Below are 14877 nucleotides of genomic sequence, written 5' to 3'. Positions count from 1 at the left end.
TGAGGCGGGTCAATACGGCGGCGTCGACCGTGTGTTCGGCGAATACCGTCTGATGGAAGGCCATCGAGGGCGGGACCCCCGCGAGCAGGTCCGGGTCCCGGTCCGGGTGCACCTCGCCGCGTTCGCGGCTGCGGTCCGGCTGCGGGCGCAACATCCGTTGCCACGGCCCGGGTGTGGGACGGTCGCGGGTGGGCGCGGACCGTCCCGCCCCTGGTCAGGATCGACCCGTCGGGTGCACCTCCACGGTGGTGCGCAGCGGCAGGTCGGCGCTGGATCCGCCCACGCGCAGGGTGTAGGTGCCGGGCTCGCTCTCGCGGCGGCCGGTCTCCTCGGACCAGTACTCGAAGGCGCGGGCCGGCACACGCAGGTCGACGATGACCTCGGCGCCGGCCGCCGCGGTCGCCGACGCGTGGCCGGCCAGCCACAGGACGGGCCGCTCGACACCGCCGTCGCCGCGACCGAGATAGGCCTGGAGTACGTGCCGGCCCGCGCGTGCGCCGGTGTTGCGCACCGTCACCCGGGCCACGAAGCCGCCGTCGGACGCGACCGTCTCCATCCCGACGTGCTCCCACGTGGTCCAACCCAGGCCGTGACCGAACGGGTAGGCCGGCGTGGCGCCCGCCCGGGCCCAGCCGCGGTAGCCGAGGTGGATGCCCTCGGTGTAGTCCAGACGCCCCTCGGTCGGGATCGTGGACAACACCGCCGGGTCGTCCTCGCGACCGGGCCAGGTCATCGGCAGTCGGCCGCCCGGCTCGGCGCGCCCGAGCAGCACGTCGGCCAGCGCCGCGCCGAACTCCTGTCCCGGGAACCACGAGACCAGGATCGCCGCGACGTCCTCGCGCCAGGGCAGCAGCACGGGTGAGCCGGCGTTGACCACCACCACCGTGTTCGGGTTGACCGCGGCGACCCGGCGGATCAGCTCGTCCTGCCGGCCCGGCAGGGACAGGTGCGCCCGGTCGCGGCCCTCGCTGTCGCTCTCCTCGGTGCTGCCCACCACGACGATCGCCACCTCGGCGTCCGCCGCGAGCGCGACGGCGCGCTCCAGGTCCGCGTTCTCGTGCGCCGCCGGCCGATCGACGCCGAGCACGAACCCGGTGCCCGGGCGCTCCGCCTCGAAGTCGTGCCGCAGGTGCAACTCGACCTCCCCGCCGGCCTTCAGGTCCACGACGGCCCACCGCTCGGGCGGGGTGAGGATGCCGCCGAGCGGGTCGTCGGTGACCAGGTCGTCGTCCACGAGCGGGATACCGTCGGCCAGCAGCCGGAAGCGGCCCACGCCGGCCACGCCGATCCGATGCGGCCCGTCCTCGCGGACCTCCAGCACGCCGATCGCCTCGATCGCCACGGCCCGCGCGACGATCGGATCGTCGAGCCACAACAGCCGTCCGCCGCCGCGTGCCTCCTCGTGCAGCACCTCGCCGCCGGGACCGATGAAGCGCACCCACAGACCGCGCTCGCCGGTCTTGGGATCGTGTACGTCCGCGCCGGTGACGGCGGGCAGCCGATGACGGATCCGGGCGCCGACGCCATGGGTGACCTCGACGTCGGGTCCCAGCGCGGCGCGCAGACCGGCCAGCGGGCCGATCGTGTACGGCGGTACGACCGTCGCGCTGCCGCCGCCCTGGATCCGCGCCGTGTCGGCGTTGGGTCCCAGCACCGCGACCCGGCGCAGCGTGCCGGGATCCAGCGGCAGCGCCGCGCCGGTGTCGCGCAGCAGCACCATGCCCGCCGCGGCCGCCTCGCGCAGCAGTACGGCGGGCTCGGACGCCAGGGGCGCCGGCGCGGGCGGTGCGATGCCGGCGAGCGCGCCGACCCGGGCGGCGAGCGACAACAGCCGGCGCACCTTGCGGTCGACCGCCTCCCGCGGGACCAGGCCCGCGCGTACGGCGGCCACCAGTGCCGCGCCCCACGGCCGGTCCGGACCCGGACCCGGCATCGCCAGGTCCAGCTCGGCGCTCGCGGCGCCCTCGGTCGAGCGGGTCGCGAACCAGTCCGAGACGGCCGGCCCGTCGAAGCCCCATTCGGTCCGCAACGGCGTCTCCAACAGCGGGCTTTCGGTCATGGTGACGCCGTCCACGCTGTTGTAGGCGGCCATCAGCGCCCATACGCCGCCCGCGCGCACGATCTCCTCGAACGGCGCGAGATGGACCTCGTGCAGCGCCCGCCGCGACATCCGCACATCGACGGAGTATCGCTCGGTCTCCGAGTCGTTGGCGGTGAAGTGCTTGACGCAGGCGGCCACGCCGCCCGCCTGGACGCCGCGCACCAGCGCCGCGCCGATCCGACCGGACAGCAGCGGATCCTCCGAGTAGCACTCGAAGTGCCGGCCGGCGTACGGGCTGCGCTGGAGGTTGACGGTCGGGCCCAGCACGACGTCCACGTGCTTGCGGCGCGCCTCGACGGCGAGCAGGCCGCCGAGCCGCTCGACCAGGTCCTCGTCCCAGGACGCGGCGAGCGCGGTCGGACAGGGCAAGGAAGCGGAGGGCTCGCGTTCGTCGAAGCGCTCGCCGCGCACGCCGGCCGGGCCGTCGCACAACACCATCTCGCGCAGTCCGATCGCGGGTTCCGCGGCGGTTCGCCAGAATCCCGAACCGGTGAGCAATCGGACCTTGCGTTCGAGGTCGAGTTCGGCCAGGGCCGCCTCGACGCGCTCGAGGATGTGGGCGTCCGGCGCCCTGGGGCTGTGCATGGGGGTGGTTTCGAGCGGCTCGAAGGCGCCGGACGCCTCATCGACCGAGGACAGGGGAAGGGTGCGGTCATCATGACCGTTGGCCTGCGACACGCGGGGCACACTACATTCAATACATTCCAGGTGGAATGCTTTCATGAGGGGAGCCGGACGGATGTCGGATCGCACGGGGGCACGGGGCCCGTACGCGCGCGGTGTCGCGCGGCGGCAGGAGATCGTGCACGCGGCGCTCGAGGTGTTCGCCACGCGCGGCTACGACGCGGTCTCGTTGCGCGAGATCGCCGCTCAGGTGGGTCTGTCGCACACCGGGCTGCGGCACCATTTCGCGTCGAAGGAGGAGTTGCTCACCGCCGTGCTGCGGTACAAGGACGAACTGACGCTGACCCCGGACGAGCCGGTGGACGTGTCCGGCATCGCGTGGGTGCGGGCCAGCCGGGACGTGGTCGCGCTCAACGCCCGACAGCCGTTGCTGATCCGGCTGTTCGCGACGCTGTCCGTGCAGGCCACCGATCCCGCGCATCCGGCGCACGCGTACTTCGTCGAGCGCTACCGGATCGCGCGCGAGATCGCCGCCGGGCACCTGGCCCGGGCCCGGGACGACGGTGACATCGCCGCCGACGTGGACGCCGAGCACTGCGCCGAGTTGATGCTGGCCGCGATGGACGGCCTCCAGGTGCAGTGGCTGCTGGAGCCGGACCGGGTGGACATGGTGGCCGCCTACGGCCAGTTCCTGGACCGCTTCCTGGCGGTCCTCGCCGTCCCGCTGCCGGAGGCGGGCGGAACGGCGAGGCAATGACCGGGAGGTGTCCTCGTGTGGGGCGGTGACTTCGTGCCGGGCCCGGGATCCGGTGCATCGGTGGCCGGCGGCTCGTGCCGGCCCTCGGATCCGGTGCGCGTTCGCGGCTACGGCGCCGGTCGGTCCGCCCGGTGGATGGTGTGCCGTCCGGCGGGTCGGCGCCGTCCGGCGTGCACGAACGGCACCGGGCTGTCCACCGTCAACAGGCTCGGCGTCACCACGACCTCGATTCGGCCCGCCGGGCACGGCACCGCGCCCGCGGCCCGGGTCAGGTAGCCGAGTTCGGGTTCGATCCGGGCCAGCGCGAACCCCGGTTCGGCCGGCTCCACGCCCAGGACGCGCGTCATCAGATCGCGCGTGGGCGTCGAGGACCAGCCGTGGCTGACCGTGCCGCCGTACCAGGTCTCGCTCCACGAGGTGTCGCTGCGCGCGAGCAGTGCGACCCAGTCCAGGCACAGGCCGGCGATCAGGTCGGCGCGGCCGGCCCGGGCCAGCGCGTCGTGCACCACGTAGCGGAAGAACGGCTGGGCGCACACCACTTGGCGTCCGGTGTCCCACCACGGCTTCGGCGGCCCGGCGCGCAGGTGCGCGCCGCCGACCTCGGTGTCCGAGCCGGGGTCGGCGGGGCCGTCCGGGGCGCTGAAGGCGGCGTGGACCAGGTCGTCCTCGGCGGTGAGCACCCGCACCAGCCGCTCGATCCGCTCGGCCGGCACCAGGCCGCCCACGATCGCCGCCGCCTGGCCGTGCTGGGACGCCATCGGACGGCGCTCGCCGTCCGCGATCGAGTCCGCGTAGCGCTCCCGCTCCGGGTCCCACAACCGCTCGAAGCCCGTCACGAGCCGGGCGTGCGCGGCGCGTGCCCAGTCCGCCCGGCCCCGATCGCCGAGCCAGTCGGCCAGTTCGGCGAACTCCAGGAGGGCCCGGCCCCACAGGCCGCACAGCGCGGCGGAGACACCCTCGGTGTGTACCGCGGACCAGTCGATGATCACCCAGCCGAACACGTCGGTGGGCAGGCCGGTGTCGTCCAGGAACGGGACGAACCAGCGCAGCACGCGCTCGGCCACCGGCAGCAGTTCGGCGATCTCCTCCCGATCGCCCACGTAGCGGTACAGGTTCCACACCGAGTGCACCCAGTGCAGCGCCCAGTCCGGGATCACCGTGAAGTCGGCCCACTCGGCGTCCCCGGCCACCGCCATCGGCAACATGCCGTCCGAGCGTGGGGAGGCGGCCAGCCTCGGGTGCCAACGGGCCAGCCGCCAGTCGGCGTTGGTGGTCAGGTCGACCAACTGGTGCACCACCGCGTCGCCGGTCCAGGCCCGCTGCTCGCGGGTGGGGCAGTCGACGTAGGCGTCCGCCGAGCACAGCGTCACCGTGCGTCGGCCGACCCGCCAGATCCGTTCCAGGCGCGGATCCGAGCAGGTGAACCACGCGCCGCCGGTGACCGGGTAGGTGCGTTCGCGGACCGCCACGCGGTGCACGGTGACGTCGTCCGGGGCCTCGACCAGGACGCCGCGCAGGCCGTAGGAGTCGAGCGATTCGAGCACGCGCCGGCCGCCGTCGGCGGTCACCGCAAGGCTCGCGTCGTGCTCGCCGGGCGCGGGTCGTCCGCTCGGGTCGAGGAACTCGGCGGTGTGCAGCACGACTTCGGCGCCGGCCGGGCCGTGGGCGTCGACGACCAGGGTGCCCGAGAGCACCTGAGCCGCGGTGTACCCGCCGCCGGGGCTCGGGGTCAGGATCGTCTCGCGCGGCTGCGGCCAGGTGATCGGCCGGCCGCCGAACGGGCCGCCCGGGTAGCTGGGCGGTTCGGGCCGGCCCGGTTCGCCGGTGGTCATCGCGCGCCGCAGCACGGCCGCCGGCCAGCCCGGATCGTGGTCCGGTAGCTGCCAGTCGGCGGGCAGTGCTTGGGCGTCCAGCAGTTCGCGGCCACGCCCGGAGACGGTGCCGCCGCCGGCGGTCGCGGTCCAGCCGTCCAGCACGTGGGCCCGCCACCGCTCGTCGGTGACGAACCAGGCGTCCGGGCCCAGCCGGGCCTCCAGCACGAACGCTCCGTGCACCAGGTCGTTGGCGAACGGCGACGGCGGCAACCACCACGGGTTCGGCGCGTCGTAGACCCAGGCGAGCGCGGTCACCACGTTGGTCCCGGGCCGCAGCCGGCCGGCCAGATCGAGGTCGTCGTACGGCCGCACGCGCGGATTCGCGCGCACCGGCCCCCGGGCCACCTCGACGCCGTTCACGGACAGCGCGTACCCGGAGAGCGCGACCACTCGGGTGGGCACCCGCTCGGGGACGGCGTCGAGGTGGAGTTCGGCCCGCAACGCGACGGCGTGCCGGCCGGGCGGGCGGTCGTCCCGCGGCTCGGCCCAGATCCATCGGGCCCGCCACCGTCCGGGCGGAAAGTCGGTCTTGGCGATCACGCGATCGTTCCTTCGTATCGGGGGAGCGGGCCACTCGCGGCCGGGCGCGACTTCGCCCGGCCGGTGTTCGAGGCCGCTATCGGGTCAGGTGCTCGCGAATCGCGTGCAGCCACGCCTGGGGTCGCTCCGTCTGCGGACTGTGTTTGGCCCCCGGGATCACCCGAAGCCGCGCCCCCGGGATGCCGGCGGCGAATCGGTCGGCCGCGCCCCGCAACCGCCGGTCGTGTTCGCCGACGACGACGGTGACCGGGCAGGACAGCTCGGCCAACCGGCCGACCAGGGACGGATACGTGCCGAGCGCCTCGGCGCAGCCGACGAAGGCGGCGCGGTCCATCCCGGTGAGCGCGCGGGTCTGCCGCTCGCGGCGGGCCAGGACGTCGGGGTCGGCGTCCGCCGGGGCGCGGGTGAACGGCTTGAGGACGGTCAGCAGCGGGGTCAGGCCGAACCGGCCGACCACCGCGTTCATGCCCTTGCCGAGCGCCCGCGACAGCGGCGTGCCGGTGGGTTCGGCGGCGGTGTCCATCAGCACCAGCGACCGCACCCGGTCCGGGTGGGCCAGCGTGTAGCGCAGCGCCAGGACGCCGCCCATCGAGTGGCCGAGCAGATCGATCGGCTCGGGCAGCAGGCGCTCCACGAAACCCGCCAGGTCGGCGGAGAGGCGGTCGAAGGTGTACGCGGACCGGTCGGCGAACTTGGTGCTGCCGCCGTGCCCGCGGTGGTCGTACGCCAGCACCCGCCGATCCCGGGCCAGGAGCGGCGCGACGCCGTCCCAGTCGGCCAGGCTGCCCGCGAATCCGTGCAGCAGGAGCAGGGGCGCCGTACCCGGTCGGGGGTCGGCCGCGGGCAGGTCGCAGTAGCGCAGATCCGCCCGCGAAGCGGGGGGACGAGAGGGGTCGAAGGGGTGCGATTCGGCCTCGCCGAGCGTACCGCCGGCGAGGAGTCGGGATGATGCCGTCCACGAAAGCCTTCCATCTGGCATGTATTCGATGTTAGCGTCCCGCCGTCGTGATGTGACACACAAATCCCCCCGGATTCGCCGGGGCCAGGGCCTCCCCGGCCGCCATTCCCACACTTCCTTCGAAGGACAGGTGAGCCGCTGTGTTGCTCCGAGGAGACCGACCCGCTCCGGCGCGACGTATCGCCGCAGGCGTTCTGCTCGTCGCCTTCGGCCTGACCGCGTCGGTCGGCTGCTCGGTCGAGAAGAAGTCGGACGACAAGAAGCCCGCCGGGCCGGCCGCCGCCCCGAGCGGCCCCGCCAGGGGCGTCACCGACAGCACCGTCAAGCTCGGCGTCGCGGCCACCGACCCCGCGCAACTCAAGGCCTTCGGCGTGCCGAGCGAGGGCCCGGCGAGCAAGGACATGTACGCCGCCTGGATCGCCGCGCAGAACAAGCGCGGCGGCGTCCAGGGCCGCACCATCGAACTCGCCTTCCGCCCGTTCCTGCCCACCGGCCCGGCCGAGGCGCAGGCCGCGTGCGTGGAACTGAGCGAGGACAAGAAGGTGTTCCTGGCCATCGGCATCCTCACCGGGGACACCCCGCTGTGCTTCACCGAGACGCACGGCACGCCCTACCTCGGCCAATGGGGCCAGTCCACCGAACGCGACCGCCGGTCCAAGGCACCGTTCGTCGCGCTGGAGATGGCCGACGACCGCCAGCGGGCCGCCGCCGTCAAGGCGCTGCTCGACCAGAAGCTGCTCCAGGGCAAAAAGGTCGCGCTGTACTGGGAGGCCCAGGACGCGGCCGTCACCAAGAACACCGTCAAACCGCTCCTGGACGCGGCCGGCGTCGACGTGGTCACGCAGACCCCGCTCGACGACTACGGCACCGACCAGGCGGCGGGCGACCAGGCGTTGGACACCCTGGTCCAGAAGATGCGCTCCTCGGGCGCCGACACGATCCTCAACACCTCCAACTTCTCCAACCTGATGATCGCGCTGCAACGCGCGAACTGGCTGCCCGAGCAGGTGTACGCGACCTCGGCCCAGGCGCTGAGCCCGGCGGTGGTCAAGACCACCGGGATCAAGCCGACGACGATGCAGCGGGTGACGGTGGCCGCGCCGTACATCCCGACCAAGGCCGAACTGCTCGCCGACCCGGCGGTGACGGCGTGCGTGGACGAGTACAACGCGGGCGGTGTCGGGGAGCGCTTCGACGCGGCGGCGGCCAGTCGGGAGGCGCTGAGCGCGGTCGCCAACTCGTGCGCCGCGTTCCGGCTGTTCGTCCAGGCCGCGGACGCCGCCGGGCGGGACCTGACCGCGGCGTCCTGGCAGCGCGGCGCCGAGTCGCTGACCAGGCTCACGCTGCCCGGTATGCCGCTCGCGTCGCTCGCGCCCGGCAAGCACTGCGCCGGCGACGCGGTGGGCGTGTACCGATGGGACCCGGCCCGGAACGAGATGCTCCCGGCCGGGCCGCCGATCTCCGCGACGAAGTGATCGCACGCGCCGCGACGAACCGAGCGCGCGGACCGCGATGACGTGAAGGCGTGCTCCGCGACGAAGTGGCGGCACGCGCAGTGCCGGAGTGACGGCACACGAACCACGAGAAAGGCCGATCAGATATGGACGGCGGCACCGCCGCACCCCAGCGGGACGACACCGGGGGCGAGCCCGGCAACCTGGCGGACCTCGCCGGCGCGGTCCTGGACGAGACACCTCGGGCGGCCGGGCGCACGTCGTCCGGCCGGCGCAGGCCGACGACCCGGCCCGAGAACCCCGCCGCCGACGCCGATACCGCCGTCCCCGGCGTCGGCGGCGGCCCCGACCCGGCCGACCGGAAACCGCCCGCCGAGCCGTTGACCCTGCGTCAGGGGCTGCGCAGGGGTGGCACCTCGGTGTTCACCGTGCTGCTGATCCTGACCGCGCTCGACGAACTCGAAGGCGCCGCGCTCGCGGTGCTCGCCCCCGACATCCGGGACAGCCTGGGCGTGGGCAACGGCACGATCGTCTTCCTCGGCGTCGCCGCGGGCGCGTTCACCGTGCTCGGCGCGGTGCCGATGGGCTGGATCGCGGACCGCTTCCGGCGCGGTCCGGTGATCGGCGTCTCCACGGCGTTCTTCGCCGCGATGGTGTTCCTCTCCGGCTTCGCGATGAACGCGTTCATGTTCTTCTGGACCCGGTTCGGCGCGGGCGTGGCCAAGTCCAACAGCGGCCCTGTGCAGGGGTCGTTGCTGGCCGACACCTACCCGATCGGGATCCGCGGCCGACTGGGTGCCTCGATCGGTGTGGGCGGCCGACTCTGCGCGGTGCTCAGCCCGCTGGTGGTCGGCGGGATCGCCGCGGCGGTCGGCGGACCCGACGGCTGGCGCTGGGCGTACTACCTGCTCGGCCTGCCGGTGCTGATCTTCGCCGCGTTCGCCTTCTTCCTGCCGGAACCCCCGCGCGGGCAATGGGAGAAGGCCGACGTGCTCGGCGAGGTGATCGAGGACGAGAACCCGCCGCCGATCTCGATCGAGGCGGCGTTCGCCCGACTCGGCCGGATCCGCACGCTCAAGACGGTGATCCTCGCCTTCGCCGCGATGGGCTTCGGCCTGTTCACCACGCCCGTGCTGGGCAACCTGTTCCTGGAACAGGAGTACGGCCTCGGCGCGTTCGAGCGGGGCCTGGTCGGCACCGCCGGCGGGATCGGCGGACTGCTCGTGCTGCCGTTCATCGGCCGCTACTACGACCGCCGCTTCCGCGAGGACCCGGCGCAGGCGCTGCGCCTGATCGGGCTGCTGATCGTGCCCTCGGCACTGTTCGCGCCGTTGCAGTACTTCTCGCCCAACCCGGTGCTCTACACCGTCTTCGGCGTGCCGCAGATCGTGCTCCTGTCCTGCGCGTTCGCGCTGATGGGTCCGCTGATGCAGACGATCGTCCCGTACCGGCTGCGCGGGCTGGGCACCGCGATGGCCTCCATCTACGTGTTCTTCATCGGCGCCACCGGCGGCGGCCTGGTCTCCGCGCCGCTGATCGACAGCTTCGGCCCGCGCACCGCGGTGCTCATCACCCTGGTCCCGGCCACCGTCATCGGCGGCCTGCTGATCATGCGCGGCGCCGGCTACGTGCACGACGACCTCGCGCTGATCGTGGCCGAACTGCACGAGGAGCACGAGGAACACGAGCGCCGGCGGGCCCGGCCCGATCAGGTCCCGGTGCTCCAGCTCAACCACGTGGACTTCTCCTACGGCCAGGTGCAGGTCCTGTTCGACGTCGGCCTCGAGGTGCGGCGCGGCGAGGTGCTGGCGCTGCTCGGCACCAACGGAGCGGGCAAGTCCACCATCCTGCGGCTGATCGCGGGCCTGGCCACTCCCGAGCGCGGAGTGATCCGACTGGGCGGACGTACCGTCACCTTCGTCGCTCCCGAGCAACGGATCCGGCTCGGCATCGTGTCGTTGGCCGGCGGCGCGGGCGTGTTCCCCGGGATGAGCGTGCGGGAGAACCTGGAGATGGGCGCGTACATCCACCGCGCCGATCCCGAACAGGTGCGGGCCAGGATCGAGCGTTCGCTCGCGCTGTTCCCGCAGTTGGTCGAGCGGGCGGGCGAGCCGGCGTCGGCGCTGTCGGGCGGGCAGCAGCAGATGCTCGCGCTGGCGATGGCGCTGCTGCACGACCCCGAGGTGTTGTTGATCGACGAACTGTCGCTGGGTCTCGCGCCGGCGATGGTGGCCGAACTGCTCGCGGTGATCGAGCGACTCAGGGCCGAGGGGCTCGCGATGATCGTGGTCGAGCAGTCGCTGAACGTGGCGATGTCGATCGCGGATCGGGCGATCTTCCTGGAGAAGGGCCGGATCCGGTTCGAGGGGGCGGCGGCCGACCTGGCCGAACGCGACTTCGTGCGGGCGGTGTTCCTGGGCGGTGACGCGGAGGCGGGCGCCGCGGACGGGACCGCGGGTTCCTTCGACGCGGAACGGTCCGCCGGCGCGGCGGGCTCGGCCGGCTCGGTTGGGCCGGCCGGCCCGATCGGCTCCGTCGGCTCCGTCGGCTCCGTCGGAAAGGGTGCCGACCATGGCTGATCTGATGACTCGCCAGATCGCCTTCGACGGTCTGGTCAACGGCCTCGCGATCGGCCTGATCGCACTCGGCATCGTGTTGGTGTACCGCTCCGGTCGGGTGATCAACTTCGCGGTCGGCAACCTGGGCGTGATCGGTGCGGCGCTGCTGCCGCTCGCGGTGATCAACTACGGCGTGCCGTTCTGGGCCGCGTTGACCGGCTCGCTCCTGGTCGGCACCCTGGCCGGGACGATCGTCGAACTCGCAGTGATCCGGCGGTTGTTCGACTCGGCTCGGGTGACCGTACTGATCGCCACCATCGGTGTCGCCCAGGCCTGTGTGGCGGCGGTGCGCGCGCTGCCCGATGTCGACGGCGCGGTCCGCGCGAGCTACCCGGTGGCGATCGACGCGCAATGGCAGCTCGCCGGCGTCCGGGTGACCGGCGCGCAGGTGTGCGTTCTGGTCGTGGTTCCCGTCGTGGCCGGCGCGCTGACCTGGTTCCTCGGCCGCACCACCCAGGGACGCGCGGTCACCGCCGCCGCCGAGAACCCCCATCTCGCCCGCACGGTCGGGATCAGCCCCAAGATCGTGTCCACCGTGGTCTGGACGCTCGCCGGCCTGCTCTCCACGCTCGCGATGATCCTGATCGCCGGCCAGTCCGGCCGGGTCTCGGCCACCGCCGACCTGGGCCCCAACACCATGGTCCGGGCGATGGCCGCCGCGGTGATCGCGGGACTGACCTCGTTCCGCTGGTCGATGCTCGCCGGCGTGCTGATCGGCGTGCTCCAGGCGGCCATTCGATTCAACTTCGTCGAACAGACCGGCCTGGTGGACTTCCTGCTGCTGTGCGCGGTGGTCGTCGCGGTCTGGGTCCGGGCCCGACGCGACGCCCGCACCGACAACCGGGGCGACGTGCGCACCTTCGCCACCGGGCCGCGCCCGGCACCGATCCCGGAACGGCTGCGCGGCGTGTGGTGGATCCGGCACCTGAACCGACTCGCCCTGGTCGTCCCCCTTCTGGTCGCCGTGCTGCTGCCGCTCGTGGTCACCCAGGCGTCCCGGCATCTGCTCTACGGCACGATCCTGGCCTTCGCGATCTGCGCCTGCTCGCTCACCGTGCTCACCGGCTGGGCCGGCCAACTCTCGCTCGGCCAGATGGCGTTCGCCGGGCTGGGCGCGTTGACCACCGCCGCGCTCACCCGAGGCGTGTCGATCGACATCGGCGGCGATCGTACGATCGCCTTCCAGGCGCTGCCGTTCGCGCTCTCCGCGCTGCTCGCCGCCCTCGTCACGGCCGCGCTGGCGGCGATCGTCGGCGCCGGCGCGCTGCGGGTGGACGGCATGCTGCTCGCGGTCAGCACCTTCGCGCTCGGCGTCGCCGCGGCCGGCTACCTCTACCGGCGGCCGTTCCTCACCGACGGCAACGCTTCCTCGGTGCCGCTGCCCCGAGGTGACCTGCTCGGTCTCGACCTCGCCGACGAACGCACCTACTACTACGTGCTGTTGGCCGTGCTGATCGTGGTCCTGGCGCTGATCGCCCGGCTGCGCGCGCACGGCACAGGGCGGCGCACCATCGCCGTTCGGGACAATCCGGAGGCCGCCGCCGCGTGTACCGTCCCGCCGCTGCGCACCAAGGTCACCGCGTTCGCGCTGTCCGGGGCGATCGCCGGGCTCGGCGGATCGCTGCTCGCGGGCTGTGTGCAGAGCGTGCCGCTGACCGAACGGTTCTTCCAGGTGTCGGATTCGCTGACCCTGGTGGCCATCGTGGTGATCGGGGGCCTCGGCTCCACCGTCGGCCCGGTGATCGGCGCGGTGTGGGTGATCGGGCTGCCCGCGTTCTTCCCCGGCAACTCGTTGGTGCCGATCTTCGCCTCCAGCATCGGACTGCTGGTGCTGCTGCTGTACTTCCCGGGCGGCCTGACCCAGATCGCGAACGCGGCGCGCGCGGCCCTGCTGCGCTGGGCCGAGGGCAGACTGCCGGCCGAGACCGCGCCGTCGACGCCCGCGCCGAAACCGGAACGCGCCCTGCGAGTTCGGGAGCGCCGCGAGGTGATCGCCTCCGACGCGCCGGTCCTGGCCACGCGCGACGTGTCGGTGCGCTACGGAGGCAACACCGCGGTCGACGCCGTGTCGATCCAGCTTCGCCCCGGCGAGATCCTCGGCCTGATCGGCACCAACGGCGCGGGCAAATCCACCCTCCTCAACGCGATCGGCGGGTTCGCGCCGGCCACCGGGACGGTCGAACTGCTCGGCCGGGACGTCTCGCGCCTGGCACCCGCCCGGCGAGCCGCACTCGGTCTCGGCCGGACCTTCCAGGCCGCCCGCCTGTTCCCCGAACTCACGGTCCGGGAGACGGTGTTGGTCGCCCTGGAGGCGCGCCGCCGCTCGGGCCTGGTGTCCACCGCGCTCCTGCTGCCCGCCGCCACGCGCGCCGAACGGCACCGCCGGGCGGAGGCCGTGGACCTGATCGACCTGGTCGGCCTGGGCCGCTACGCGGACACCCCGGTCGCGCGACTGTCCACCGGCACCCGGCGGATCGTGGAACTGGCCAACCTGATCGCCCTGGACGCGCGCGTGTTGTGCCTGGACGAGCCGACCGCCGGCGTCGCACAGCGCGAGACCGAGGCCCTGGGTCCGCTGCTGCTGCGCCTTCGGCAGGAACTGGACGCCGCGATGATCGTGATCGAGCACGACATGCCGTTCATGATGTCGATCAGCGACCGGCTGTACTGCCTGGGCGCCGGGCGCGTGATCAGCGAGGGCACGCCCGAACAGGTGCGCTCCGACCCGGCCGTGATCGCCGGCTATCTCGGCACCGACGTTCGCGCGATCGACCGATCGGGCGCGGCGACCGCCGACGCCGGGCCGACCGCGGGCACGGCCCGCGCCGGCACGGCCCGCGCAGACACTCCCGTCCTGGCCGCATCGGCCGCCACCCCGCCGCACCCCGTGCCCGACCCCGCGATGGAGAGCTGACCCATGCCCCTGGACCCGCCGATTCAGCGCATCATCGACCTGCTCGCCGCCCACCGCGACACGAACGAGCCGCCCGGGACCCTGGACGAGCGGCGCAAGCTCGCCAACTCGACCATGCGACTCGCCTTCACCGGACGGCCCGACGACGTCACCGCCACCGACCACCAGGTCCCGGTCGCCGACGGCGAGATCACCGTCCGCGTCCTGCGCCCGGCCGGACTGCCTGCCGCGGCACCGGTGTTCTACTTCATCCACGGCGGCGGCTGGTTCCAGGGCGACCTGGACACCGCCGAGGTGGAACTGGGGCCGATCACCTCGCTGGTGCCGGGTGCGGTCGCCCTGGTCGACTATCGGCTCGCGCCCGAACACCCCTACCCCGTACCGCTGGAGGACTGCGTCGCGGGCTACACGTGGCTGCACACCAACCACGCGGAGCTCGGGCTCGATCCCGAGCGGATCGCGGTCGGCGGATGCAGCGCGGGCGGCAACCTGGCCGCCGCACTGTGCCTGATCGCTCGCGATCGCGAACTGCCCATGCCATGCGCCCAGTTGCTCGACGTACCGTGCCTGGACCTGACCGGGATGGACACCGACGCCGAGCCGGAGGCGATCCTCGACTTCGGCGGATTGACCCCCGAGGCGTGCAACGAGTTCTTCGGCCTCTACCTGGCCGGCGTCACCGACCCGCGTGATCCGCGGGTCTCACCGATGTACGAGCCCGACCTGAGCGGCCTGCCGCCGGCCGTGATCACGGTCGCCGAATACGACCCGGTCCGCGACCAGGGCGAGCGCTACCTGACCCGACTGCACGAAGCGGGCGTGCCCGGCGCGGCCTTCCGCGTGCTGGCCCACCTGCACGGCGGCTGGGTCATCCCCGGCACCGTCACCCACGCCCTCGTCGGCGACCTCCGCGCCGCCTCCGTGCGCCGAGCCCTGACCGGGACCCTCGCCCCCTGACAGTGATCATGTGACTGGTGGTTCTGCTGATGAGCCTGACTCGCCCCCTGACTGACGTCGTTGACTGTCCTGTATGGGAT

General features: G+C 73.1%; 8 protein-coding genes. 5 read left to right on the top strand and 3 right to left on the bottom strand.

The window, feature by feature from the left end:
- Window positions 1–214 precede the first annotated feature (214 nt).
- Window positions 215–2779, bottom strand: a complete 2565-nt coding sequence (locus OG948_RS45215; protein WP_331770831.1) for a glycoside hydrolase family 3 C-terminal domain-containing protein — start codon at window positions 2777–2779, stop codon at window positions 215–217.
- Window positions 2780–2840: 61 nt separating this feature from the next.
- Here OG948_RS45215 and OG948_RS45210 point away from each other — a divergent pair, with 61 nt between their 5' ends.
- Entirely contained in the window at window positions 2841–3482 is a 642-nt protein-coding gene (locus OG948_RS45210) for a helix-turn-helix domain-containing protein (protein ID WP_331770830.1), read from the top strand.
- Window positions 3483–3589: 107 nt separating this feature from the next.
- Here OG948_RS45210 and OG948_RS45205 read toward each other — a convergent pair whose 3' ends face one another.
- Both OG948_RS45205 and OG948_RS45200 read right to left on the bottom strand, forming a co-directional pair.
- Window positions 3590–5896 (bottom strand): hypothetical protein, encoded by a 2307-nt coding sequence (locus OG948_RS45205; protein ID WP_331770829.1) that lies wholly within the window; start codon window positions 5894–5896, stop codon window positions 3590–3592.
- Window positions 5897–5972: 76 nt separating this feature from the next.
- The gene (locus OG948_RS45200; protein ID WP_331770828.1) at window positions 5973–6875 is read right to left on the bottom strand and encodes an alpha/beta fold hydrolase; all 903 of its coding nucleotides are present in this window, start codon (window positions 6873–6875) and stop codon (window positions 5973–5975) included.
- A 119-nt stretch (window positions 6876–6994) separates the two neighbouring features.
- Between OG948_RS45200 and OG948_RS45195 the strand changes: the two genes are divergently transcribed.
- The 4 genes from OG948_RS45195 to OG948_RS45180 all read left to right on the top strand — a co-directional run bounded on the left by OG948_RS45195 (window position 6995) and on the right by OG948_RS45180 (window position 14797).
- Window positions 6995–8329: an ABC transporter substrate-binding protein gene (locus OG948_RS45195; RefSeq protein WP_331770827.1), complete on the top strand. Its 1335-nt coding sequence runs from the start codon at window positions 6995–6997 to the stop codon at window positions 8327–8329.
- A gap of 125 nt (window positions 8330–8454) precedes the next feature.
- Window positions 8455–10887 carry an MFS transporter gene (locus OG948_RS45190; RefSeq protein WP_331770826.1) on the top strand — a complete coding sequence of 811 codons (2433 nt, stop codon included), beginning with the start codon at window positions 8455–8457 and terminating at the stop codon, window positions 10885–10887.
- Window positions 10880–13840, top strand: a complete 2961-nt coding sequence (locus OG948_RS45185) for a branched-chain amino acid ABC transporter permease/ATP-binding protein (RefSeq protein ID WP_331770825.1) — start codon at window positions 10880–10882, stop codon at window positions 13838–13840. The genes OG948_RS45190 and OG948_RS45185 overlap by 8 nt, the downstream gene beginning before the upstream one ends.
- A 3-nt stretch (window positions 13841–13843) precedes the next feature.
- Window positions 13844–14797, top strand: a complete 954-nt coding sequence (locus tag OG948_RS45180) for an alpha/beta hydrolase (protein ID WP_331770824.1) — start codon at window positions 13844–13846, stop codon at window positions 14795–14797.
- Window positions 14798–14877 lie beyond the last annotated feature (80 nt).

Source organism: Embleya sp. NBC_00888 (assembly GCF_045207655.1).
In the GTDB taxonomy this organism is placed as follows: domain Bacteria; phylum Actinomycetota; class Actinomycetes; order Streptomycetales; family Streptomycetaceae; genus Embleya.
This window is presented reverse-complemented; position numbering and strand designations above follow the sequence as displayed.

Bases quoted from the DNA above. Each gene is read 5' to 3' on its own strand.
- OG948_RS45210 (WP_331770830.1), top strand. From the start codon at position 2,841: ATGTCGGATCGCACGGGGGCACGGGGCCCGTACGCGCGCGGTGTCGCG.
- OG948_RS45200 (WP_331770828.1), bottom strand. From the start codon at position 6,875: ATGCCAGATGGAAGGCTTTCGTGGACGGCATCATCCCGACTCCTCGCC.
- OG948_RS45190 (WP_331770826.1), top strand. From the start codon at position 8,455: ATGGACGGCGGCACCGCCGCACCCCAGCGGGACGACACCGGGGGCGAG.
- OG948_RS45185 (WP_331770825.1), top strand. From the start codon at position 10,880: ATGGCTGATCTGATGACTCGCCAGATCGCCTTCGACGGTCTGGTCAAC.
- OG948_RS45180 (WP_331770824.1), top strand. From the start codon at position 13,844: ATGCCCCTGGACCCGCCGATTCAGCGCATCATCGACCTGCTCGCCGCC.